Genomic DNA, 23,687 nt, shown 5'->3' on the forward strand with positions numbered 1-23,687 from the left:
TAGCATAGGTTAACCCATTACAGGCAGAACTTATGCCTGAAGAACAATTATAGAGTGGGAGGGAAGGTTAGTGTGGAGCCGAAACGTAGGTAGCATTTTTTCATACGCTGGCTCATCACTCTGCCCCTACGACAACCGCACGTAAAATGTAGCGCCCTCTCCGACCACGCTTCGAGCGTATAGCTCTCCTTTGTGCTGATCCACAATGGAACGAGCAATCGCCAGCCCCAGACCATGCCCACCATGCTTGCGGGCTCTTGACGAATCCGTACGATAGAATCGATCGAAGATCCGATCCAGATGTTCGGGTGCAATGCCTTCACCTGTATTGGATACGGCCAGCATGACATCATTATTCTGTTTCTGGAGTGTAACGTTAACGGACCCTTTGGGACCGGAGTACTTCACAGCATTATCGAGCAGGATCAGAATGACCTGTTTGATCTGCTCACTGTTCCCATGAACCGTAAGATTCGGCTCAATGTTGTAATCGAGGGAGATATTTTTCTCAAAAATAACGGCTTCCATCGGCAAAATAATACTCTCTACCGCATCGCTCATATTAAACTTCGCATGAATCATCGTGGAGCGCGAATCATCCATCTGGGTCAGATAGAGCAGATCATTCGTAAGTCCGGTCATGCGCTCGGTTTCCGACTTGATATAGTGAAGCCATTTTGCCTGGTTTGCTATGGTATCCTCCTGATTGGCAAGCAGCACGTCCGCATTGGTATTGATGATCGCCAGAGGTGTCTTCAACTCATGTGAAGCATCACCGATGAATTGTTTTTGCTTCTCAAACGCTTCTCTGACTGGTGCAATGGAGCGATTCGCAAAATAACGGCTCAAGAAGTAAATCACAATCAACATGATTAATCCAACAACAGCAAAGGTATAGATCAGATTCGTAAGAATGCCCTGTTGTGCCGTCACATCAATGAATACGATCATATGCCCGTCACCGCTCGGATCAACCACATAGGCCCAGTCCGTTCCATCCAGCGCAAATTGTCCCGTCTGCCGTTCCGAATCACCAACCTTATTCTGGTCAACCTTTTGCAGCGCCTCAGTGTAGAACGTATCTTCCATATCAAATCGGGAATGCGTATCCGTAATCTTCCACTGGTCATCCGTCTTGATCATAAATGAAACAGAACGTGCCGGTGGGGAGTTGGGATCACCTCCCGGGCCTCCATTATCACCACCCATGGCATCGGAGGGAAACGAATCTGAACCGGAACTTGAACCTGAGCCTGTACTACCACCTGTACCGGAACCCTGCCCTTCCCCACGTGGCATCTTGGATGAATTATAAGGACTGTGATAGAAATCAGACACCTTGTACAACTCCATATTGGTCTCACGCTGCACATTCTGATAAGTAATTGTATAGATCGTCGCAAATGCCACCAGCATCATAATAGATATGGACACCAGATTCACGATCAGGAATCGATTTCGGAGTTTCTTGAACATCAGGACGTCACCTCAAGCACATACCCCACACCCCGAATCGTGTTAATGCGGACAGCCGAGTTCAGGAAGGTTAATTTTTTGCGCAAAAACGAGATGTACACCTCCACATTGTTATACTCCACTTCCGAATCAAATCCCCATAACTTCTCAATAATCTGCTCTTTGGAAGTTATCGCCTGTTTGCGGGCAATCAACAGCTCTAGCAGTTCATTCTCCTTCAGATTCAGCTTGATCTCCTTACCCTGAACACTCAGCTTCAACTGAGTTGTATTCAGCTCAATGTCGCCAAACTTCAGCCCATCCTCGGGAACCACTTCGCCCTTCCGCCGTAAAGCTGCACGAATCCGGGCCAGCAGTTCCTCTGTGGCAAAAGGCTTGGCGATATAATCATCGGCACCATAATCAAGGCCTGTGACTTTGTCCGATAGTTCACCCTTGGCAGTAAGGAGAATGACAGGCGTATGATTCCCTTCACTGCGAAGTTTCTTCAGGACGGTGATCCCGTCCATCTCCGGCATCATGATGTCGAGTAGTAACAGGTCGTAGATGCCGCTCTGCGCATAATCGAGTCCTGATCTGCCGTCGTGGACCATGTCCACGGAGTAGTTGTTTTTTTTCAAAATCTGCGATACAGCCTCTGCCAAATGAACCTCATCTTCCGCAATTAATATTCTCATGCTCTATTCATTCCTCTGCTTGAATTATTTCTCTCAATGGACTTGTTTTTTATGTTCTTATTCTATCAATTAAACCTTGAATCAATCTTAATTCATTTTGTGCATGCGCACTATTATAGGAAGGTAAAAAAATGTTAACGCAATGTAAAACCATTTAAGATTCATTCAAGGTTGGGGCTCTAAGATACAGACATGGAAGCAATACACGATGCAACACAACATACAACCCACCCACGAAAGGAATGAGTCCCACATGGCTATTGAAGTATTCAACCGATATGAGAGCAAGTACCTTCTGACGGATGAGCAGTACGCACATTTCTACAATGACCTGCTGAAATACATGGAGCTGGATGCCTACAACAAGAAACATGAGTATTACTCCATCAGCAACCTGTACTTCGACACTCCGCAAGATTCGCTGATCCGCGCCAGTCTCTCCAAACCAAAATACAAGGAGAAGCTGAGACTGCGGGCATATGGAATCCCTGAAGAGAATGCCAAAGTGTATCTGGAGATTAAAAAGAAAATCTTCGGCTTGGTGAACAAGCGCAGAACAGCCTTGAAGCTGGATGAAGCTTACGAATTCGTTCGTTCGGGACAGGCGCCAGAGCTGGCGGATTACATGAACAAACAGGTTGTTGAAGAGATCAAATATTTCCTTCGGGTATACGACTTGGAACCGAAAGTGTATCTGGCGTATGAACGCAAAGCGCTCTTCGACAAGAACAGCCGCGATCTCCGCATTACATTTGATACTAACATCCGCAGCCGCAGATACGATCTGAAGCTGGAACAGGGAGATTACGGTGAGCCGCTGGTGAAGGACGGTCGATGGCTGATGGAAGTAAAAGCCGAGAAAACTGTTCCGCTGTGGCTGTCGCAACTGCTATGTGAGCATGGTCTCTACCGCACCGGATTTTCGAAATACGGAAACGAGTTCAGACATCTGGCGAGAACAACCAACCTGAATTACCAAACAGAGCGCATTCTTGTACCAGGTACCGATTTCAACCCATCCATAGAACAAGATAAAACGATTATAGAAAGAGAGAGTGTCCTATATGCTTGATTCACTGTTCAGCTCAGCCCTAACCGATACCAACCTGACGTTTAACAACGCAGTCATCACCATTGGTCTTGCCATCATTCTGGGGTTAATCATCAGCCTCACCTACATGAAGACTAACCAAAGCACATACTCCCAGAGCTTTACCTTAACGATGGTTGTCCTGCCCGTCATCGTCGCCATCATCATCCTGCTCATCGGTAGCAACATCGCTCGAGCTTTCAGCTTGGCAGGTGCCTTCTCGATCATCCGATTCCGAAGTGCCCCTGGTGATCCAAAAGACATTGCTTACGTATTGTTCACGATGGCTTCCGGTCTTGCCTGCGGTGTAGGCGCTTTTGGATACGCGGTGCTCTTCACCATTATCCTGTGTGTACTGATGTTTGTCCTGAGTCGCTTCAACTTCGGCGGCAAGAAAAGTCAGCTGAAAACGCTGAAAGTCACCATTCCCGAAAACTTAAGCTATGAAGAAGCCCTTAATGAAGTGTTCCATAAATTCAACGTACCTTTTGATCTGAAAAAAATCAGAACGACCGAACTCGGTAGTCTGTACGAGCTGGTCTACAGTGTAACCATTCACGAAAGTGTTAGCCAAAAGGAATTCCTCGATGCGATCCGTACCCGGAACGGCAACCTGGATATCTCGTTAACCATGAGTCCAACAACGGAATATTAATTTTTAATTCGAAGGGAACGATCTAATATGAAGAAAAACATGATAACAGGTAGCAAACTTTGGTCCATCGCCATGATTACCAGCCTACTCGCAGCATGCAGTGCACCAGCAACGACAAGCACAACCGCCAATGCCGCAACATCGACGACAGGAACAACCAAAACGGTATCTGTCAGCGAGCAAACTTCAGTGAAATATGCAGATCTGGTCTCTCTGGATGCTGACGATACCAACATTAGCTGGAGTGAGACAGATTCCACAGCGATTAAGCTGAACGGAACAACTGCAACGGTGACCGGTTCGGGCGCCAAAGCAGCGAATGGTTCGGTAACCATCTCCGAAGCAGGCACTTATGTACTTAGCGGTGAGCTAACCGACGGACAGATCGTGGTCAATGTTGCCGATAAAGGCACCGTTCATCTCGTATTAAACGGAGCTACCATCCATGATAATGACAGTGCAGCGATCTATATTCAAAAAGCCGGTAAAGCGGTAATTACGCTCGAAAAAGGAACCAAGAATACCGTTTCCGATGGTAAAACGTATGTGTACGCCGATGCTGCGACAGACGAGCCGGATGCTGCGATCTTCAGCAAAGCGGATCTTACGTTCAACGGTGCAGGTCAATTGACCGTCACAGGTAACTATAATGAAGGTATTACAAGCAAGGATGATCTGAAGATCATTAGCGGTAACATCAGTGTCAAAGCAGCCGATGACGGTATCAAAGGTAAGGATATGGTTGCCATTCAAGCGGGTACCATTACCATTGAAGCAGAAGGCGACGGTATTAAATCAACCAATGACACGGATACCACCAAAGGCTTCGTTGCCATCGCAGGAGGTACCTTCGATATTCAGAGTGGCAATGACGGTATTCAAGCCGAAACCGCACTCGTTACGGATGGCGGCACATACAACATTGTGACTGCCGGTGGTAGCGCCAATGCACCAGCCAAAGTAGAAGAAGGTCCATTTGGCGGCGGTGGCGGTGGATGGGGTGGCGGCACACCTCCAACGGATATGGGCACACCTCCAGATGGAGAACCTCCTGCGGATATGCCAGAGATGCCTACTAACAGCGGTACGAATGCCGGAACTAACACGAACGGCGCAACAGCATCCAACTCTGCCAACACAACAACAACAACAACAACAACGGATAACAATGTCGATGCGGACACAGCAACAACAGCAACAGAGTCCACAAGTGCCAAAGCACTCAAAGCAGGTACAGACCTTACGGTTAATGGTGGTACGTATACCATTGATTCCATGGATGATTCCCTGCACAGCAACAATAACGTGACAGTCAATGACGGAACATTCAACATCGAATCCGGTGATGACGGCATCCATGCCGATCAGGCCCTGACGATTAACGGCGGAACCATCACGATTGCGAAGAGTTATGAAGGACTTGAAGGTGCAATCATCACCCTGAACGATGGGGATGTAGATGTAACGGCATCCGATGATGGCGTAAATGCTGCAGGTGGCGAGACGGAAACAGCTGCGAATACAGCGGCAAGTACAGATAGCGCTACTACAGCAACCGATGCAACAACGACTTCCAACATCTCTGTAACCGAAACGACGGGCACAACATCAACCACTAACCAGGCATCTCAAGGTACAACTGCTACTCAACAAGGACGTGGACCGGGCGGTATGGGAGCAGCAGCGAGCAATAACGAGTTCCACATTAACGGCGGTACACTCACCGTGAACGCAGGTGGTGACGGACTGGATTCCAATGGTTCCATCAATATGACTGGCGGAACAGTTATTGTGAACGGACCAACGGATAGCGGCAACGGAGCATTGGATTATGACGGTACATTTGTAATCAGCGGTGGATACCTCGTGGCTGCTGGAAGCTCTGGTATGGCACAAGGAACATCCGATACGTCTACGCAAAATACCATTGTGATGACATTCCCTGCAACGCAAAAAGCTGGAACACTTGTACATGTACAAGATAGCAAAGGCAACAACATTCTGACATTCGCTCCGGCAAAAGATTATCAAACCGTGGTTGTCAGCTCATCGGATCTTGCGAAAGATGGTTCATACGTAATCTACTCCGGTGGTACGTCTACAGGTAAAGCGGTGGATGGACTCTACACAGACGGTACCTACAGTGGCGGAACTCAAGTGGTTGCCTTCCAATCGACTAGCAATGTAACTTGGGTCAATGAATCAGGTGTAACCACTGCCAATACAGGTATGGCCGGTCCTGGTGGTGGCGGTGGACAAGGTGGATTCGGAGGCGGCAGAAACAGATCGCAATCCGGTACAATCTCCGACAGCACAGGCACTACCGATTCTGCAAAATAATCATGATTTGTAGTTAAGTGTATAATAAGAAACACTAGGTCCCGAAATCACGATAACAGTGAATTCGGGGCCTAGTGCTTTTATTTTTCAGGAAGAACATGAGTAACTGTTCATGCGTTCCTCTTATTTGTAAGATACAAACTAGGGATTAGAATAATTACAAGAATAACGCTGGATAATAGAAATCCGGCATGGTACCCCTTCAACTCATTTATGACCGTTGGTTGCAACCCTTGTATGACCGTTGCAACAACCGTCGCGATAATAGCTGAGCCAAAGCTTGAACCAAGATTCTCAATCATATTAATGCCCACACTCGCTTCAGGGAGCTGTGTGCTATCAAGCCCAGTGTATGCTTCACTTGTTAACGGCAGACTAATCCCTCCAATACTCGCACCACGAATTAACAATATAACGGAGATCCAGATCATACTTGTTTTATCAGAGATGAAAATAAGCGGAATTGATCCAATGAGAGAAAGAAATAAACTGACGATCACTACATATTTGGGTCCAATTTTATCAATCATTTTTCCAAGTAAAGGCCGAGTAACAAGCATCCCAACCCCTTGGGGGATAAGAGCAACTGCTGTTTCAATCGCCGTAAAATGGCGAAAGTTTTGAAAGAATAGCGGGAGGATTAACATCGGGCCCATAAGAGCAATATTTGCCATGAACAAGCCGGCGCTTGAAGCAGCAAAACTTTTATAAGTAAACAAACTCATGGGCAGGACCGTTTGATTCTTGCGAATGAGATTATAAACCATATATATGACAGCCAAACCCACACCAATACCCACCCATAAGATCGTTTCATTATTGTTAAACGTAGCATGTTCCGCAGCTCTCGTTATCCCGTAGATTAAAGCCCCGCTCATGGAAGATAAATTAATAATGCCAAACAGATCAAGCTTATTCTCTTTGTTGAAAGGTTCAAAGTCAGGAATTGTTTTCATCATTACTGGCGCAGCAATCAACACGATAAACACGTTAATGAAGAAAATCCATTGCCAGGATGCCACCTGAACGATGAATCCTCCAAGGACTGGACCCAGAATAGGGCCGAAGATCATAGGCGTACTTACGATGGCCATCACTTTTCCCAAGTGATCTTTCCCTGCCGTTTTCACCAAGAGGGTAAACATGAGGGTCGTAATCACCCCTGCGCTGAACCCTTGAAGTAAACGTAAGAAGATAAAACTCGAAATGTTCCAGCTAACACCTACTAAAATAGAAATCACTCCAAAGAGGATAACAGCACCAATGAAAATCTTCTTGCTATTAAACTTGTTCATAAGCCAACCGGAGATGGGAACTGCCATGGCAAGAGCGAGAATATAGCCTGTAATGGCCCATTGAATAATGGTCAAGTTTGTATTGAAATCATGTGTTAATTGATCTATGGAAATATTCACCATGGTAGAATCAAGCAAAGGTGCAATGGCTCCAAGAGCTATAGCCCAGGCTGCAATGAGCACCTCTTTGGGTAAATCAGTGGTTTTGACGTTTTCTTTAGTCATATGTGTCTCCTCTTTGTATTATTGTTTCCTATTCAACAAAAAATGTAACTCTTTTTAGTTTCCTTGTCAACAATAATTATTCAAATAAAAAAGCAACCTACCCTCGATTAGAGTAAGTTGCTTTTTTGTGTTACCCTTCATTACACACATTTATCTAAATGTCCAAACCCTGTTTCTTTATCTCTGCGTCCAAATGTTTGCTGTATTGCTCCATAAACCTGAGCATGCCCTCCAATTGCGCTTCGGTTACCTGCTCAAACACAGCCTGATCCCGCTTTTGAAATTCTTGGTGAAGTTCCTCGTGAATACCGAATACAACGTTCCCTTTCTCGGTCAGTCTGAAATAGACTTCTTTCTTGTTCTCCGGCTTCTGGTAGACTTCGATCAGTTTTTTTTCGATAAGTTTCTTCGTCAATTTACTTATGGCACCCTTGGTCATATACAGCGACTCTGCAAGCTTTGTCACATTGGGATCGATATTCTTTCCAATATATTCAATACAATGAACTTCGGAAGACTTATAACCACGAAGACTGGCTTCCATCTTCGACTTGTTAATCCAGACCATTTTATTAAATAATTCTCTGAAATGATCAGTCACTTGTTCTTGTTTATTCATAGCTATATACACCCCACGTGAGTTATAACATGCATTGAACGAAAGCAGAAACATGAGGGTCTCATTCCTCCGGTTTCTCCTGTCTCCAATCATAAGCTTCTTCATCAAAAAGCATACACATACACCTTGGTTCGCAAGGCATCCCGGCATGTAATCGTACGTAGTGGTTCTTTGCCCGGCAGGGCAAAACAGATACTAATCACCTTGGCACCCGGCGGAAGCTCCCGACTGAACTTGTCCAGAAGTCGGGTCATCGCTCCCGGAAACAGATAACAGATCACACAATCCGCATGTTCATAGGAACTGGTGTAGATATCCCCGCGCATGAAGCGCAATCTGCCCTTGAGAGAGTGCTTGTTTCCCTTGGCTCGACGTAAGCGAACACTGAGATAGGCAATGATCTGGGAAGACCATAAGGGGATTCTCGAATTCTCAATCCCGGTCAGCCGTTTACCAGGACAATGCCTTACAATATCCAGTCCCAATGTGCCCCATCCGGAACCCGCTTCAAGCACATCGCCGTACCCCGGAATACGGTTTACCTCTTGAATGACCACCTGCCTGACGCGACTGGATGTGGGCATCGGGGAAATCCCGTTTTTCCAACTGACAAGTACGATGGATATGACACCTATTAATGTCACCACGGCAATCAGCCATGGAATCAGGTAAATGATAAACATGAACTCATCCCTTTGTTATCACTCATTCATTCAGGCACATGAGACTTCATATATACACCCTTTTTATAAACGGACTTAATGGTAAAGTGTACACCCAGCTTACGATTCGTCCGATAGATAAGCGAGTTAATCTCGTCGATCCCTACCGCTTCACTCTCCAGCATGCTCCGCTCCGGCCACACCTGAGCCACAATCTGCTCTCGGGTCACAAAGTGGTCCAGTTGACTGTACAGCAGCTTGAACAGCTGGTATTCCTTCTTGGACAGCGGAATCTCCACTTCGCCGATCTGTACCGTTTGCAGGTGATCCTGCAAGCGTACGCCCTCACCCAGCAGATCCGACACCCGATATTCCCTGGTCTCTCCAAGATCTCCTTCAGCGCGAAGCTGAATCAAGCCGTTGACCAATGTCAGGCTGTCTCCTTCGCCAAACGGATATTTCTCATAAGGAACGAGGCGCTGCCCGTTCAGTTCGGTTCCATTTTTACTATCCAGATCCTCGATCCATAGCTGTTGCTGTGAATCATAATGAATGCGGCAATGCCGCTTCGATATCATCTGATTATAGACAGACAAGTCCAATTCACTACCGCCTGTATAACGTCCCACCGTAATGGAGCGACCCTGGCTTACATAAGCGAATGAGCCGTCACTTTCCTGTCCTGGCGTACGAATGACGATTTTTGCCGTCTCCCGCATGTTATTCTCCCACCTTCAATGATCACTCACTCGATCTCTATAAACATTTCATAACAATAATGATAAGATCATCAGATTTGTTCCATTGTTTACACCGCTATAGTTCAATATAGTGATATACAGGAACGATTTATGTTTGGTTCTACTCACTCTACTATACCAGACGTTGTGCTTTTTTTCTCATGACGGCCGGATGTCTATTTTAGCTCATTCAACAAGAAAGGTACCTTCCTATGAATAAAAAAAACATTTTCATATACGTGTTGCTCGCCTTCGCCCTGTCCATGACATTAACCGTGCTCTCCCGTATGAACGATGATCGCGGAGAATCACTGAAAGGCACCTCGGCTGCCGAAACCTCATGGATACAAATGAAGATCCAACCCTAAGTCTACTCTATTATAACGCGATCTCCGCGCAAAACGTTTCACGAATGTCATATTAGGCTAAGCCATAGACTCAAATCAATAAGGCCCCAGGTTGCTGTTCACAGCAGCCCGGAGCCTCATTTTAATACAAAGAATCTATATTACACAAAAGAGCGTCTATCCGTTTGAACAACACAGATAACGACTTATTTGCCTAAGCCAAGTGAAGTAGACAGTGGACACTCCCACTATCCGCACTCAAATTAACGCCGCTTCTTTCTCACACCGAATTTCCTCCACGCATACACGATAAGAGCTACAGGGCCAGCAAGCCATAACAGTTGCCAAAGCATGATTTTCAGGTCGAATCCCATTTCAAGAATCCCTCCCCATATAACCGCAAATGCAACTTCGGTCGTTCAGAATCAAAGTCAGTCTTGTTCCTCCTCCGGCACAGTTGGCTCGTCGGCAGGCTTCACTGTCTCTCTTGACTGTATTTCCTCCATCCGGCTGGACACCTTCTGATACAGGTAAGAGATCCCAAGCAACAATACGCCAAAGCTGAAGTAAGCAAAGATTTTGCTGCCCGAGGTAAGCATCCCCACATCATAGAACACCATCTTCCCCGTAGCGAACAACGTGAGACCCAGGCCCAGACGCCGAATCATGACATATTTTCTTCTGAATCCATAGGCAATATAGAGAATCGCGAGCAGCAGATAGATTAGGCTGAACATCAGCCCCACATCACCCCAATGGAACTGGATCGTCAGGAAGACGGTGATGACACCCAGCAGATACACCCCTGCGATAACCGGGTACCATTCAATGCTTTTGAACTGTCCGCGGATGCCTGCAATTAGCAGATCCCTTCCTGCAAAGAATACCCCTACGTTAAAGATAATTAACACCAGTAAACCAACAATCTCTGCCGCTGTATGCTGCTGAACTTCCGGCTGAAGCGCCGGCATGGTGAAGGTTACAGCCAGTGCAATACAGCAGCCAACGGCATGAAGGAAGGTGGTGTACACCTGCACGAATTGGTCGCGCAGCAGCTTCACTTTGCCTAGTCCATACGCCAATGCAATGGTGAACGCTGCGAACATGAGTAACTTGTAGAACATGTATAACAGGAACGTCTCATCCACAGCTCTGGTATACAATTCATTTGACTCATACAGTACGTATAACCACAGATTCGCAAGTGCTACATACTTGAATCCGTTCAGGAAGCCCTGCTCCAGCGGGCTGTAGTTGAATCTCTCCCTGGACGATGAGCTGTTGTGAACTGCCCAAGCATAATACAGTGTAATCAGCAGGGTACCCAGCGTAATGCTGGAGTATTTTAACATAAAGTAAGAACGTTCCCCGATGAAGAATAGCGCCAGCAGGTCATAGTACACAAAAGTGAATAGACATAGAAGCACGATGCCCCATCCGGCACGTTCAACCGATTTGAACCGTTTCAGATGTCCGAGTGTGACCAGCAGAACGCCTTCAATTAACCAACCCATGGATAACCACTTGGCCCCGAACTGGAACGGGATAATCAGAATGGCAAAGGTCAGGGAAGTGACATAGAAGAGCAGAATCGTCTGTTTCTCCTGAGCCATATGGCGCTGAACGAATCGTGCGAGGCCCAGATACACCACGCAGAAGATTAACGCCAGCAAGCCCTGAGCATCATTCCAACCTGCCACATCAAATAACACGTATAACATCAGACAGCTGATGCTTGTATTCATAGCGAGCAGAGCGAAATCCCACCAGGTTAACTTCATCCGGTGTTTGAACGGATACGCCAGTGTAATGCCCAGATATAATGCAAACGTCACAATGGAATACAACATGCCAATCTTCTCACTTGGTGACAGCCATAAGAGGATGAGCATGGATGGTGTGTTGAAAAGGAAACTGATATAGTGCACCACCGGCCACCGTTTGCCAAACGAAATGAACACAATAATGCCGTTTAAGAGCAGCAGATAGATCATGGCTACATAGACAGCAGTGCCCTCAAGCCCGAACGAGAACATATACGAGAATAGCGGAAGATATCCGCCTACCAGACCCAATGAACAGATGGTCTTCGACTGATACCTTAGGGACAACAACACGGAGATTGCCGATACCAATACAGACAGGGCAAGTCCCGTATATAACCCGATAATATGCAGTAAAAAATAACTATAGAAGATGGACCCGAACAACACGGAGATCCCACCGCCGAGCAGCCCCATTGCAAACGTCTGCTTTTTGCGGCGGAACAGCAACTCTCCTCCAGCGAGCATCAGTGCACCGAGCAGGAAAAAGGCCCCGCTCTTCATCTCGTCATTGAACCAGGTCGAGTACGAGTATTGAAACGCTGCTCCAACCCCCAGAATGAGGAGCAAGATGGCTACTTTGTTGATCCAGCTGAGTCCAATCTTCATCTCCATGCGATTCTGCCTGATCCGGCGCTGAATGGTCTCTTCGCTCAACCCTTCCTCCGCCATATGCTCATATCCACGCTCCATGTGCCCACGCAGAGCCTCTTCTCGCTCCCGTACGGCCCGCTTGTGCGATTCAATGCGCTCATTCACCTCTGCAGCAAGGTAAGCAATCCTCTCCTTCACCTCATCGGAATCCTCTTGCAACTCCTGTGCGGCCTGGTTGTACAGCGCGTTCAGATTGGATTTGGTTCGATGTTCATGGAATGCAATTCGATCATTATGTACTGCTGTTTTCCCTTGAAAATAGGTCTCCATCTTCTCCCGGGATACCCGGATCAGATTCAGCTTCTCATCCAGCATCTGCTCGGATAACGCCATGCGAAGACGTGCATTCTCTTCTTCCATCTTGCGCGAGCGAAGTTCGAGCTGTTGCAGCTTGAGTTTGTGAGCTTCATACTGTTCCTGTAACTGTTCATTCTTAACGATCAGGTCATCGGACTGGTATTCCTGGAGCAAGGCGTGATACTCCTTCGCCAGCTGTTTCTGCTGCTCCTGAACCTGCCCAAGCCGTTCCTTAAACTCCTTCATGAGCTTCCTCCGTTGGTTGATGTTTAATCTTTTCCCTATATTTTACTATATGTATGCCATAAAAAGAGGTTTAAACATTAGATATATCTGTGCAATATTTCATCCGCAGGATCTCAAACGCAAAAAAGCCGGGAAGCAACCGCTTCTCCGGACTTATATTCATATGAGCTTTGCACAAGAATGGATGCTTATGCTGCATCTGGTGTATCTGCATGATCCGCTGACTCCGGTTCAATAATTTCGGTCGCATCCGGGTCCAGCCAACTGGCGATCATGCCACGCACATATTGCAGATCGTCCTCCGACAGATCGTAATACCATGTGCCACTGCGCGTTGCACCCTCACCCTTCAGCATGTAATTGCTGATCGTTGGTATGCTATCTTTCATATATAAGGACTCGGCAAATTTCACGATAAAGTCCGAGGTCATGTTGGTTGTAAAATTCGATCCGGCAATCTGGATTACGTCCGGGATCTTGGTCAGATTTTTGACTTCCAGCGCACGATTCATGAAGGCACTTAGGAAAATCCGGTGACGCATCGTCCGATTGAAATCGGAATCTTCCCGGTAACGCACATAACCAAGCGCTTCTTCACCGCTATAGATCGGTTTATTCGCTTCAACAAACAGCTTCTCATGAATTTTGAGCTTGTTCTCAATATTTTTCTTGATCGGCAGTTCAACGCCACCCACCGCATCAACAATATCCTTGAGCCCGTTAAAATTAATCGCGGCATAGAAATCCACTTTGTTCCCCAGCAAATTCTCCACCGTATCCATCGCCATCTTGGCTTCACCGTGGGCATACGCTGAGTTGATCTTTGACTTCACATCCCGGCCAACAATCTCGGTATAGGAATCACGTGGAATGGACAGCAGCAGCACTTTATTGTCTTCTGGACGCACGACGGAATAGATGATGGTATCCGAACGGCTTGGTTCGTTATCCCGCTGGTCAATCCCCAGCAGCAACAGCGAGAATGGGTCGGTATGTTCCACAACAGGGGCATCCTTATCGCCAGCTGGTACAAAGGAGTCATCCAAGGCTTCCTTCACCGTAGCTGAAGCGAACAAATTAAAGGCAAACACGACGAGTTGCTTTTGATAAATAAATCCGAGTCCTCCCAACACAAGCAGCACACTTAGGGTGATGATCAATGGCTTCTTCCATTTCTTCTTCGGTTTCTTCGGTTTCCGTCTTGTTAAATGTGCGGCACTGTTTTCCATCATATCTCCTTTAATAACGGGTTCTTAGAATCATTTAACTATATTAATAACACGTTTTCAATAGATTACGTTATAATCTGCTATACAAATACTGACAGAGAAGGAGCGATGAAAGATGGATTATCGACGTTTAGGCAATAGTGGTTTGCGTGTTTCAGCGCTGGGGCTCGGCACCAATGCGTTTGGCAAACGCGCGGATGAAGCAGCTTCTACCCGCATTATTCATGCAGCGATGGATCAGGGCATCAACTTTATCGATACCGCCAATATCTACGCAGGCACGGAATCGGAACGCATCATTGGACAGGCTCTTACAGGTCGACGGGAAAACGCGGTGCTTGCCACCAAAGCCGGATTACCCCGGCATGATGGTCCTCATGGGCGTGGTTCCTCCCGCTACCATTTGCAACAAGAGCTGGAACATAGCCTGCGGCGTCTGCAAACGGATTATGTGGATCTGTACCAGATCCATACCTTTGATCCGCATACACCGCTGGATGAGACACTGCGCACACTGGATGATATGGTCACTTCCGGCAAAGTCCGTTATATCGGAGCCTCCAACTACGCAGCCTGGGAGCTGATGAAAGCTCTGGGGATCAGTGAACAGAAAGGTTATATGCGCTACATCTCCACCCAAACCAGCTACTCCCTGGCAGACCGTACGCCTGAGTTGGAACTGGTACCGATGTGTCTTGATCAGGGTGTAGGCATTATCCCGTATTTCCCGCTGGCAGGTGGTATTCTGACAGGTAAATATAACGGACAGACTAGCGTACCTTCCGGGTCCAGAGCAGACACCGATCCATCTTTCAACCGTTTCCTGCTGGAGCATAATATCCAACTGAGTGAACAAGTGAGTGCTAAAGCTGCCTCATATGGCTGCTCCCCAAGTGTGCTGTCACTCGCATGGCTGCTGACACGTCCGGCTGTATCCACAGTCATTGTTGGCGCCACACACACCGATCAGTTGGAACATAATCTGGCTAGTCTGGACATGTCTCTACCCGTTGATCTGTTGGTCGAACTGGATCAGATCAGTGACTCTTTCCGTCGCCGCGAGCCGTTTGCATCCTACCGAATCGATTGAGCAACCGAAATAGACCTCCCGACAAGATGAAGTCAGGAGGTCTATTTGTATTTTGCATAAATATTATTATCATTAGTATTCAGAAAATTTTCCAATCCCACTACAATCTGTAGTTTAATAAAATAAAAAAATGTATATTATGGATTAGCCCTCTGTTTTTTGACGAAGAAACTCCTGCATGATCTCCATGTACTCTTCCTTGCGATCATCCAAAGTTTCAAAAAATGCCTTGTCCGACTCCTCACACAGATGAATCCCTTCAATAGCCAATCGGGTTCCTTCTTCCGTTGTTGTGATAATATTGGCACGCGTATCTGTCTGATGACGAGCGCGGGTAATTAATCCCCTTTTTTCAAGAGCACGCAGCACCTGAGAAGTCACGTTAACATCCACCTTGGCAAACTGAGCAATTTGAACCTGAGTTACTCCTTTGCCTTCCTCGTCATGTTCATTGAGCCACAGACATGCGTGCAACAATACAAATTGAGGTTGTGTCAGTTCGAGGGGCTCCAGCACCCTGCGTATTTCCTTTTGCCACATGGATGTAACCTGCCATAACAGATATCCCGGACTTTCTTGTGCATTTTTATACCGTGAGCTTGTCATCTCATACCTCCATGATGTGCGACTTATGCAACAGATTATGTACCCACCAGTTAATGAAGTAAATCCATTATTCATATAACGATGATGGAAACATATCCGTTGCAACTCTGTGTGTTCTTTCTCAAAAAAATAATTAGCGGGCAGGGATAAACTGCTTCACCCATTGTCCGAATCCTTGCGGATTGCGGCTCTGTATAAGAATGGTTCCTTCTCCCCGGAACCGACATACCAATCCTTCTCCACTTGTAACACTGGATAACCAGCCCTGTGAAGCCTTCTCAATACGGTAATCTACATAATGAGGCCATGCCACCAAATGGGCGTTATCCACGATCATTTCTTCACCTGCTGCCAGATTAATCGCATGGATTGCACCATAGGAAGACAGAAATACGGTTCCACGTCCGCTGATCTCAATAATGAAGAAACCTTCTCCGGAAAAGAGACCTTTCTTCAGGTTCTGCATTTTGGTATTCACCTGAATGCCCTCGGTTCCTGCCAGAAATCCGTCTTTCTGCACATAGAGTGAATAGGAACCGTCCAATTCAACAGCTTCTACATCGCCCATGCTTGAAGGTGAGAGCAGGATCTCTGCCGACCCACCCGCAGCCGTCAGTTCCTGAAAGAAAAACTTCTCACCGCTCAGCATCCGACCGAACCCGGCAAACATCCCACCTTCTGCTGAACCCTTCAATTCAACCGTAGGAGTCATGGATACCATCGCACCACTCTCGGCCTTGAACCGCTCTCCCCGCTGCAAATGTACCTTGAGCATCGCAAAAGCACCATCATATAAAATCTCATAGTTCACGGTTGCACCAGCTCCCTATTGTCAGAGTTAAAATCATTGAGTCCATTATCTTCCAGAACTGCTGATTTGTCTCCGTATTCCTTCACAATATGTTGATCTCCCCAATTACAGAGCGCATTGAGAATTGGTTCAAGACTTCTCCCGTAATCACTCAATTCGTATTCTACTTTGGGAGGGACCTGATTATATACGATTCGGTTTACGATTCCGTCGTTTTCAAGCTCTCTCAGTTGCTGTGTTAACATTTTCTGTGTAATTGCGGGCATAATACGCTTAAGATCACTGGTTCGTCTTTTCCCATGTGTCAGATGACAGAGAATAACGCATTTCCACTTGCCACCGATCACTTCTAGGGTAGCTTCAACCGAGATGTTATATTTTTTTCTGACCATAACTTGCTTCCTCCCTGATGAATTGGATTACATCCGTCGCATGCTGTACAGGCACCAAAAAGTACGTAGGGTACTAAAAAGTACGTACTATTCAATCTATACCGAATAACTCATAATAGCATTTGCCGGTACGTAAATCTACATTCGGGGGAGTTGAGCAAGAAATGTTACAAGATTCAAAGCGCAGCACGTGGGCATTGCTTGCGCTGGCCATTAGTGCATTCGCGATCGGTACCACAGAATTTATCAGCGTTGGGCTACTGCCCCTCATTGCAGATGACCTGGGCATTTCCGTAACTTCAGCGGGACTGACCGTTACTTTATATGCATTAGGCGTTACCTTTGGGGCTCCTGTGCTGACCTCACTGACGTCTACCATATCACGCAAAACGCTATTGCTTGCCATCATGATTGTCTTCATTGCGGGTAACACGATGGCTGCACTATCGACGGGCATCACCATGTTACTCATTGCAAGAGTAGTATCCGCTCTGGCACACGGGGTGTTCATGTCCATTGGCTCCACGATTGCAGCCGATCTGGTGCCTGCCAACCGTAGGGCAAGTGCCATTGCCATCATGTTCTCCGGTCTTACCATTGCCACAGTAACCGGTGTACCTCTCGGTACACTCATTGGTCAACATTGGGGCTGGCGTGCTGCCTTTATCCTGATTGTTGTGGTTGGCATTATTGCAATGATCGGAAACCTGATACTCGTGCCATCCACGTTGAAGCGAGGAACAAGAACGGCAATTCGGGATCAGCTGAAGCTCGTTACAGGTGGACGCTTACTGCTTGCTTTTGCCATCACTGCCGTTGGGTACGGAGGAACATTTGTAGTCTTTACGTATCTGTCCCCGTTGTTGCATGATATCAGCCGATATTCCGAGAAAACGGTAGCGTTCATTCTGTTGTTGTACGGAATCGCCATTGCTGTTGGCAACATCATCGGCGGCAGAGCAGCCAATCGCAACCCGCTCAAGGCGCTCTTCTACATGTTCATCATTCAGACCATCATTCTCGGCGTGATGTACTTCACCGTCCCGTTTAAGTTGGCAGCACTGCTCACCATTATGGGTATGGGTCTGCTCGCCTTCATGAATGTGCCCGGTCTTCAGATGTACGTTGTAACCTTGGCTGAACGATATGCACCACAGGCCAAGGATGTAGCCTCAGCCTTTAACATCGCCGCATTTAATGCAGGGATCGCTATAGGTGCCTATTTGGGTGGAGTGATCAATGACTCCATTGGTTTGATTCACACGACATGGGTCGGAGCCTTGATGGTTCTCGTTGCTGTAATCCTGACAGCATGGGCTAAAATGCTGGAAAGCAAGGATCAACATGCATCAGTCGAAATGGAGAAAGCTTCGTTCTAATTTCCATTCCGACCATAGGTCTCACTCTTATATATATCAGTTCCAGTCTTCGAGGGGAACCGGTTTCACATGGTATTTTATTATACTATAATACGTTGAACCCAATTTGATCTACTATGATTTAATTTTGTATGATGAAAAAACGAAAACTCAGCTTAAAATCACTGATTTTTACACACTTTAAGGAGGAAATTTCATGACAACAGCTCAAACCGCACAACATTTACAATCCACAGTAACTCTGCATAACGGTGTTTCTATGCCTTGGTTCGGTCTTGGTGTATTTAAGGTAGAAGAAGGATCTGAACTGATTGAAGCCGTGAAAAATGCGATTAAACATGGCTACCGCAGCATTGATACTGCTGCAATATACGGCAATGAAGCCGGTGTTGGCCAAGCTATAGCCGAAGCTTTGCAAGAAAACAACCTGAAACGCGAAGAACTGTTTGTTACATCTAAAGTATGGAATGCGGACCTCGGATATGAAGAGACACTTGCGGCTTTCGATACCACATTGAACAAACTGGGACTGGAATACCTTGACCTGTATCTGATTCACTGGCCTAAGGCCGGCAAATACAAAGCAGCCTGGAAAGCAATCGAGGAACTGTACGCAGCCGGCCGCATTAAGGCTATTGGCGTAAGCAACTTCCAGATTCATCATCTCGAAGACCTGATGCAGGATGCCAAAGTGAAACCGATGATTAATCAGGTGGAATACCACCCTCGCCTGACTCAGGTTGAGCTTAAGGCTTTCTGTGAAAAACATGGTATCCAGCTTGAAGCTTGGTCACCTCTGATGCAAGGTCAGCTTTTGGACAATCCGGTGCTCACGGCGATTGCTTCAGCCAAAGGCAAATCGGTTGCACAAGTCATCCTGCGTTGGGATCTGCAAAATGGAGTCATTACCATTCCGAAGTCCACCAAGGAAAACCGGATTATCGAGAACGCCTCCATCTTCGACTTTGAACTTTCAAATGAAGAGATGGATCAGATCAGTGCTCTGAACGAAGATGTACGCGTTGGACCTGATCCGGACAACTTCGATTTCTAATGAATAACCTTTTTGGAGCCTGCTTTATTTGACATTGACATAGCATAGCGAAAAAACACCGGACCAGGAGCCGGTGTTTTTTCGTTATATTCTCTTCCCTATAGCCAAGCCTTGCTAAAACTGCACGCTTCAATTCAAAATGTTGTAGTCCATTTTTTAACTATTGAACCTGCCACAATGCAGGGACATTGGATGGTTCCCACCCAGGCAAGGAAGTGTGGGCCTGCAAACATTTATATGTCTTGCCGCTATACGTGACCAGCTGTCCGACAGAATAGGCTGTATTCGCCTGCCAGGCGGAAACGCCCGGGTTCGTCGTTCCTGCTGTTGTTTTCACGGTCACCGCATTGCTCGCAGCAGAACCATTCCCCGCTGCATCCTTTGCTTTCACCGTAAAAGTATACGAGGTATCCGCAGCAAGCCCGCTGATCGTTGCTGTCGTTCCGGTCACAGATGTCGCAAGTGTCGTTCCGTTGTACACATCATAACCCGTTACACCCACGTTATCCGTGGATGCCGCCCAGCTCAGCGTTATACTGGATGTCGTTTGCGCTGTCGATGTCAGGTTCGTCGGTGCAGTTGGCGCTTGCGTATCCCCTCCCGGCTGAGTGGCAGTGCTTACGGTTACAGCATTACTGGCTGCAGACAGATTGCCGGCCGCATCCTTTGCTTTGATCGTGAAGGTATAAGAAGTCCCTGCGGTAAGTCCGCTAATTGTTGCTGTTGTTCCGGTGGCGGATGTTGCAAGATTATTGCCATTATAGACGTTATAACCGGTAACCCCTACATTATCCGTTGAAGCATTCCAAGCCAGTGTCACCGAGTTTGCCGTCACGCCTGTCGAACGGGCATTACCGGGTACGCTTGGAGCCGTCGTATCTGCTGGAGGCACTGGACCTCCGGTAGGCAGATCGGCTTTCAGTTTATTTTGAAGTGTTTTGTTCCGGTCACCGCTAAGTTCCCAGAACATCGCTCCGCCGAGTCCTTTGCTTTTGATATAAGCGGTTTTATATCCAATAGACTCCGCATCGTCATAGCTAATAAATCGCTTGTTGGTCGCGTTATAGAGATATGGCACCTTGGCCGTATCATTCCAGTAACGCGTGTACCCGTTTTTGTTAATGTAATTGGTCTCCAGATCATAGAAATCAAAGGAGCCTGCTTCCCATGTTCCAACCGAAGAACCTCCCGCACAGGTCTGATACTGGCCATTGCTCGCCTGTGCGCATCCATCCCAGCCGCGGCCATAGAATGGAACACCAAGCACAAGTTTGGCGGCAGGCACGCCAGCATTCAAATGTCCTTGTGCTCCGGCAGCTACGTTAAATGTATTGGCATCTGGCACACCAGCGGCTGAAGCCGCAGGGTCATAGTTCAACGGCGCGTTATGCGCGCTGATTTGTTGCCAGGCCCCGTTAAAATCGTATGTCATAATATTAATCCAGTCGACGATGGCAGCTATATTGGCAAGCTCAGTATTCGCAGCATAAGTCGTCGATGCACCGCTTGCAATTGTAAGCAGATACTTCTTGCCGTCCACAACTCCGGCAGCATCCAGCTTCTCACGGATTTTGCTCAGAAGCAGGGTATAGTTCTGCTTATCCTCAGGACGTTTGCTGTTACCATCAAGCCCGCCTGATACCGGGTACTCCCAGTCCAGGTCTACCCCGTCAAAATTGTATTTTCGCAGGAAGTCGACGGCAGAGTTTGCAAACACCTCTCGCGTTGCCGCAGTCGCAGCTACATCAGAGAAGCGGTTGGACCATGTCCATCCTCCGACGGAGATGATTGTCTTCAGATTAGGATTGATCTGTTTCAGCTTGTTAAGCTGATTGATATTGCCTGCAATGGGCTGATCCCACGTATCCCCTGCAAATGTCTTGCCGGTATCAATCCATGGATCGCCAAGCACAATTGTTCCATTTGGTACATTGATCGTCTGGCTCTTTTCATTCTGGCACGTCCAGGTCACCGGATTGGGGCCCGAAGGGTCCGGATTTCCATGAATACCATTCCAGCAAATATCGGCAAAAGCATAGTTGATATGCGTGACTTTGGTCGGGTCGATATCCGTTACATTATAATTTCTCCCATACGCAGCCCAGGACGGGTAGTAACCAACAATTTTATAAGAATCAGCTGCTGCTGCCGTAGCGGGTTGGAGCACAAAAGAAGGAACAATGACAGATAAGAGCAGGGATAGACCCAGTAAAAACGTTGCAGCCTTCTTGAAAGCAGTGTGTTTATTTAAATGTATCATCTAATACACAACCTCCTTTGTCGTTTGCGTACTCAGCCCGTTCAGGAACGGACGATGTGCGCTCGAAAACTGGTTATTCGTATATGCGTCCCAGTTGATTGACCAGGTCATAATCCCTTTTATCCCCCCATAGCCCGCAGGCTGGAGCAAGGTATAGGAACCGCCGTATGACACACCTTTGATCAAATAATTCAACGCCTTCTGCAGATCGGCTGGCGTTGTATATCCGCCTCCGGCAGCCTGCTGGGAAGCCGGTACGCCGATTGCAATCTGGTCCGGTCGCAAGGGACTAAAGAAAGGGCCTGTGCTGCCGCCTACATGAAAGCCTTGAAGCAGCATCTCCGCCATGGCCACATGGAAATCAGCTGTTCCTTGAGCGTAAGAGCGCCCATCCAGCCCCACCATGGAGCCCGTGTTATAGTGCTGCACATGAAGCAGGGTCAGGTCATTACGCAAGGCATGGATGACTGGCAGGTATGCTCCCCAAGGGCCGCCGTAGCTCAAATATCCTCCCTGTACATAGGCCGTCTCCGGCGCAGCCGTCAGGATGAAATTGGTGCCGAAGTGTGACTTAACCGCTTTCACGCCTTGGATGAGGTTAATAATTTTCGGTGTAGTTGGACTACGGAAATCGGTATCCCCTGCATTCAGAGACAGAGAGCTTCCTTCCAGATCGATATCAAGACCGTTGAAACCATAGGTGGAAATGATTGATTTTAACGATTCTTCGAATTGCTGTCTCTTGGTCGTGTCGGTAAGTTCAATGGTACCGTTGGCTCCCCCCATGGAAAGCAGTACTTTTTTCCCCTGACTTTGAAGATAGGCAATATCGGATTTGAATTCGGCTATCGTTGCATTGTATGGAGTAAAAGCAAGCGTTCCGCTGCCATGTGAAATCGGTTCGGCAAAGGAGACATTAATGACGTCATAGGCTGTTGATACGTTACGAAGTCTGATATTCGTTGAACCATTATCGAAGTTGTGCCAGTAGCCGATCAGCCATTTGCTGCCGGTTGGCCCAGGGTTAGAAGATCCGTTGGAAGTTGTTACACTGAGGGAGTTGCTCGCAGCGGATATATTGCCTGCGGCATCTTTGGCTTTTACCGTAAAAGCATAGGTTGTGCTGGCTGTCAGTCCCGTGACTACAGCTGTTGTAGTTGAAGTACTTGTCACAAGAACACCGTTCCGGTAAACCTCGTATCCCGCTACGCCCACATTATCCGTGGATGCATTCCAGGAAAGACTAACGGAGGTGTCCGTGATGGAGGATGAGGTCAGACCGGCAGGAGTAGAAGGTGGTGCCGTATCTGGCGTTGGCGTTTCACCTCCCGAACCTTCCCCGACGTATTTCCACAACGCGGGCACAACAGAGGGCTCCCATCCGTTCAACGCCGTGTGGGCCTGAATACACTCATAATCTTTATTTTGATATGTTACGAGGTCTCCTTTCTTGTATGCGATGCCTGCCTGCCACTGGGCGGCGGCGTCAGCTCTCGGTGCAAACCACAAAATAAGGAGAAGAAATGTCAAAGCAAATGTAATGACCGGGCGGAATCGAACAGCTTGATTCAAGCAAAATCCCTCCTGTACTAAGGATACGTTCACCTTGCAAACAAAGCATCAATCGTCCACCTGCATCTGATCTGTGATCGATAAGAGCCAGCCTCATTCAGCCATCTGATGTTGCGTGTCACTTCACTCCCTTCCCTACCAAAATGGA

General features: G+C 47.3%; 20 protein-coding genes. 7 read left to right on the forward strand and 13 right to left on the reverse strand.

Annotated features, from left to right (window positions below; translation table 11 throughout):
* Positions 1–126: 126 nt before the first annotated feature.
* The gene (locus MKY87_RS14635; RefSeq protein ID WP_340965193.1) at positions 127–1,476 is read right to left on the reverse strand and encodes a sensor histidine kinase; all 1,350 of its coding nucleotides are present in this window, start codon (positions 1,474–1,476) and stop codon (positions 127–129) included.
* On the reverse strand, positions 1,476–2,153 hold the full coding sequence (locus MKY87_RS14640) for a response regulator transcription factor (RefSeq protein ID WP_036612327.1): 678 nt from the start codon (positions 2,151–2,153) through the stop codon (positions 1,476–1,478). The genes MKY87_RS14635 and MKY87_RS14640 overlap by 1 nt, the downstream gene beginning before the upstream one ends.
* Positions 2,154–2,406: 253 nt before the next feature.
* Between MKY87_RS14640 and MKY87_RS14645 the strand changes: the two genes are divergently transcribed.
* Genes MKY87_RS14645 through MKY87_RS14655 form a run of 3 tightly spaced genes read left to right on the forward strand, consistent with a single transcriptional unit; the run spans position 2,407 to position 6,238 of the window.
* Positions 2,407–3,225 carry a polyphosphate polymerase domain-containing protein gene (locus MKY87_RS14645; protein WP_340965196.1) on the forward strand — a complete coding sequence of 273 codons (819 nt, stop codon included), beginning with the start codon at positions 2,407–2,409 and terminating at the stop codon, positions 3,223–3,225.
* A complete protein-coding gene (locus MKY87_RS14650; RefSeq protein ID WP_076332062.1) occupies positions 3,218–3,898 on the forward strand; it encodes a DUF4956 domain-containing protein in 681 nt (226 codons plus the stop codon). Before MKY87_RS14645 ends, MKY87_RS14650 begins: the two co-directional genes overlap by 8 nt.
* Positions 3,899–3,925: 27 nt before the next feature.
* Positions 3,926–6,238, forward strand: a complete 2,313-nt coding sequence (locus MKY87_RS14655; RefSeq protein ID WP_340965198.1) for a carbohydrate-binding domain-containing protein — start codon at positions 3,926–3,928, stop codon at positions 6,236–6,238.
* Between the two features lie 110 nt (positions 6,239–6,348).
* On the opposite strand, the gene MKY87_RS14660 is transcribed toward MKY87_RS14655, so the two are convergent.
* The 4 genes from MKY87_RS14660 to MKY87_RS14675 form a co-directional block, all read right to left on the reverse strand.
* Positions 6,349–7,758 carry an MDR family MFS transporter gene (locus MKY87_RS14660; RefSeq protein ID WP_340965200.1) on the reverse strand — a complete coding sequence of 470 codons (1,410 nt, stop codon included), beginning with the start codon at positions 7,756–7,758 and terminating at the stop codon, positions 6,349–6,351.
* Between the two features lie 154 nt (positions 7,759–7,912).
* Positions 7,913–8,377, reverse strand: coding sequence for a MarR family transcriptional regulator (locus MKY87_RS14665; RefSeq protein WP_133386280.1), 465 nt, complete (start codon positions 8,375–8,377; stop codon positions 7,913–7,915).
* A gap of 104 nt (positions 8,378–8,481) precedes the next feature.
* Positions 8,482–9,060, reverse strand: a complete 579-nt coding sequence (locus MKY87_RS14670; RefSeq protein ID WP_340965201.1) for a class I SAM-dependent methyltransferase — start codon at positions 9,058–9,060, stop codon at positions 8,482–8,484.
* A gap of 26 nt (positions 9,061–9,086) precedes the next feature.
* On the reverse strand, positions 9,087–9,758 hold the full coding sequence (locus MKY87_RS14675) for an FHA domain-containing protein (RefSeq protein WP_340911835.1): 672 nt from the start codon (positions 9,756–9,758) through the stop codon (positions 9,087–9,089).
* Between the two features lie 233 nt (positions 9,759–9,991).
* On the opposite strand from MKY87_RS14675, the gene MKY87_RS14680 reads away from it, so the two are divergent.
* Positions 9,992–10,147 (forward strand): hypothetical protein, encoded by a 156-nt coding sequence (locus MKY87_RS14680; RefSeq protein WP_340965204.1) that lies wholly within the window; start codon positions 9,992–9,994, stop codon positions 10,145–10,147.
* A gap of 410 nt (positions 10,148–10,557) precedes the next feature.
* Here MKY87_RS14680 and MKY87_RS14685 read toward each other — a convergent pair whose 3' ends face one another.
* Together MKY87_RS14685 and MKY87_RS14690 are read right to left on the reverse strand one after the other, a co-directional pair.
* On the reverse strand, positions 10,558–13,146 hold the full coding sequence (locus MKY87_RS14685) for a DUF2339 domain-containing protein (RefSeq protein WP_340965206.1): 2,589 nt from the start codon (positions 13,144–13,146) through the stop codon (positions 10,558–10,560).
* Positions 13,147–13,334: 188 nt separating this feature from the next.
* On the reverse strand, positions 13,335–14,378 hold the full coding sequence (locus MKY87_RS14690) for an LCP family protein (protein ID WP_340965208.1): 1,044 nt from the start codon (positions 14,376–14,378) through the stop codon (positions 13,335–13,337).
* A 112-nt stretch (positions 14,379–14,490) separates the two neighbouring features.
* Between MKY87_RS14690 and MKY87_RS14695 the strand changes: the two genes are divergently transcribed.
* Positions 14,491–15,465 (forward strand): aldo/keto reductase, encoded by a 975-nt coding sequence (locus MKY87_RS14695; RefSeq protein ID WP_339787886.1) that lies wholly within the window; start codon positions 14,491–14,493, stop codon positions 15,463–15,465.
* 144 nt (positions 15,466–15,609) lie between these two features.
* Here the strand turns inward: MKY87_RS14695 and MKY87_RS14700 are convergent, their stop codons facing one another.
* The 3 genes from MKY87_RS14700 to MKY87_RS14710 all read right to left on the reverse strand — a co-directional run bounded on the left by MKY87_RS14700 (position 15,610) and on the right by MKY87_RS14710 (position 17,274).
* Entirely contained in the window at positions 15,610–16,071 is a 462-nt protein-coding gene (locus tag MKY87_RS14700) for a MarR family winged helix-turn-helix transcriptional regulator (protein ID WP_338589296.1), read from the reverse strand.
* 133 nt (positions 16,072–16,204) lie between these two features.
* The gene (locus tag MKY87_RS14705; RefSeq protein WP_017691614.1) at positions 16,205–16,882 is read right to left on the reverse strand and encodes a TIGR00266 family protein; all 678 of its coding nucleotides are present in this window, start codon (positions 16,880–16,882) and stop codon (positions 16,205–16,207) included.
* Positions 16,879–17,274 (reverse strand): winged helix-turn-helix transcriptional regulator, encoded by a 396-nt coding sequence (locus MKY87_RS14710; RefSeq protein ID WP_017691613.1) that lies wholly within the window; start codon positions 17,272–17,274, stop codon positions 16,879–16,881. Before MKY87_RS14710 ends, MKY87_RS14705 begins: the two co-directional genes overlap by 4 nt.
* 164 nt (positions 17,275–17,438) lie before the next feature.
* On the opposite strand from MKY87_RS14710, the gene MKY87_RS14715 reads away from it, so the two are divergent.
* Together MKY87_RS14715 and MKY87_RS14720 are read left to right on the forward strand one after the other, a co-directional pair.
* Positions 17,439–18,653, forward strand: coding sequence for an MFS transporter (locus MKY87_RS14715; protein WP_340965210.1), 1,215 nt, complete (start codon positions 17,439–17,441; stop codon positions 18,651–18,653).
* A gap of 196 nt (positions 18,654–18,849) precedes the next feature.
* Positions 18,850–19,707 carry an aldo/keto reductase gene (locus MKY87_RS14720; RefSeq protein ID WP_340965212.1) on the forward strand — a complete coding sequence of 286 codons (858 nt, stop codon included), beginning with the start codon at positions 18,850–18,852 and terminating at the stop codon, positions 19,705–19,707.
* Positions 19,708–19,867: 160 nt separating this feature from the next.
* Here the strand turns inward: MKY87_RS14720 and MKY87_RS14725 are convergent, their stop codons facing one another.
* Positions 19,868–21,967 carry a glycosyl hydrolase family 18 protein gene (locus MKY87_RS14725; protein WP_340965214.1) on the reverse strand — a complete coding sequence of 700 codons (2,100 nt, stop codon included), beginning with the start codon at positions 21,965–21,967 and terminating at the stop codon, positions 19,868–19,870.
* Complete coding sequence (locus MKY87_RS14730) at positions 21,968–23,539, reverse strand: chitinase (RefSeq protein ID WP_445669421.1); 1,572 nt, start codon at positions 23,537–23,539, stop codon at positions 21,968–21,970.
* Positions 23,540–23,687: the final 148 nt, after the last annotated feature.

Origin of the sequence: Paenibacillus sp. FSL R7-0198 (assembly GCF_038000415.1) — a bacterium.
Lineage (GTDB): Bacteria > Bacillota > Bacilli > Paenibacillales > Paenibacillaceae > Paenibacillus.

Excerpts from the sequence above, each read along its gene's own strand:
- MKY87_RS14635 (WP_340965193.1), bottom strand. The coding sequence starts at position 1,476 with ATGTTCAAGAAACTCCGAAATCGATTCCTGATCGTGAATCTGGTGTCC.
- MKY87_RS14640 (WP_036612327.1), bottom strand. The coding sequence starts at position 2,153 with ATGAGAATATTAATTGCGGAAGATGAGGTTCATTTGGCAGAGGCTGTA.
- MKY87_RS14645 (WP_340965196.1), top strand. The coding sequence starts at position 2,407 with ATGGCTATTGAAGTATTCAACCGATATGAGAGCAAGTACCTTCTGACG.
- MKY87_RS14650 (WP_076332062.1), top strand. The coding sequence starts at position 3,218 with ATGCTTGATTCACTGTTCAGCTCAGCCCTAACCGATACCAACCTGACG.
- MKY87_RS14655 (WP_340965198.1), top strand. The coding sequence starts at position 3,926 with ATGAAGAAAAACATGATAACAGGTAGCAAACTTTGGTCCATCGCCATG.
- MKY87_RS14660 (WP_340965200.1), bottom strand. The coding sequence starts at position 7,758 with ATGACTAAAGAAAACGTCAAAACCACTGATTTACCCAAAGAGGTGCTC.
- MKY87_RS14665 (WP_133386280.1), bottom strand. The coding sequence starts at position 8,377 with ATGAATAAACAAGAACAAGTGACTGATCATTTCAGAGAATTATTTAAT.
- MKY87_RS14670 (WP_340965201.1), bottom strand. The coding sequence starts at position 9,060 with ATGTTTATCATTTACCTGATTCCATGGCTGATTGCCGTGGTGACATTA.
- MKY87_RS14675 (WP_340911835.1), bottom strand. The coding sequence starts at position 9,758 with ATGCGGGAGACGGCAAAAATCGTCATTCGTACGCCAGGACAGGAAAGT.
- MKY87_RS14680 (WP_340965204.1), top strand. The coding sequence starts at position 9,992 with ATGAATAAAAAAAACATTTTCATATACGTGTTGCTCGCCTTCGCCCTG.
- MKY87_RS14685 (WP_340965206.1), bottom strand. The coding sequence starts at position 13,146 with ATGAAGGAGTTTAAGGAACGGCTTGGGCAGGTTCAGGAGCAGCAGAAA.
- MKY87_RS14690 (WP_340965208.1), bottom strand. The coding sequence starts at position 14,378 with ATGATGGAAAACAGTGCCGCACATTTAACAAGACGGAAACCGAAGAAA.
- MKY87_RS14695 (WP_339787886.1), top strand. The coding sequence starts at position 14,491 with ATGGATTATCGACGTTTAGGCAATAGTGGTTTGCGTGTTTCAGCGCTG.
- MKY87_RS14700 (WP_338589296.1), bottom strand. The coding sequence starts at position 16,071 with ATGACAAGCTCACGGTATAAAAATGCACAAGAAAGTCCGGGATATCTG.
- MKY87_RS14710 (WP_017691613.1), bottom strand. The coding sequence starts at position 17,274 with ATGGTCAGAAAAAAATATAACATCTCGGTTGAAGCTACCCTAGAAGTG.
- MKY87_RS14715 (WP_340965210.1), top strand. The coding sequence starts at position 17,439 with ATGTTACAAGATTCAAAGCGCAGCACGTGGGCATTGCTTGCGCTGGCC.
- MKY87_RS14720 (WP_340965212.1), top strand. The coding sequence starts at position 18,850 with ATGACAACAGCTCAAACCGCACAACATTTACAATCCACAGTAACTCTG.
- MKY87_RS14725 (WP_340965214.1), bottom strand. The coding sequence starts at position 21,967 with ATGATACATTTAAATAAACACACTGCTTTCAAGAAGGCTGCAACGTTT.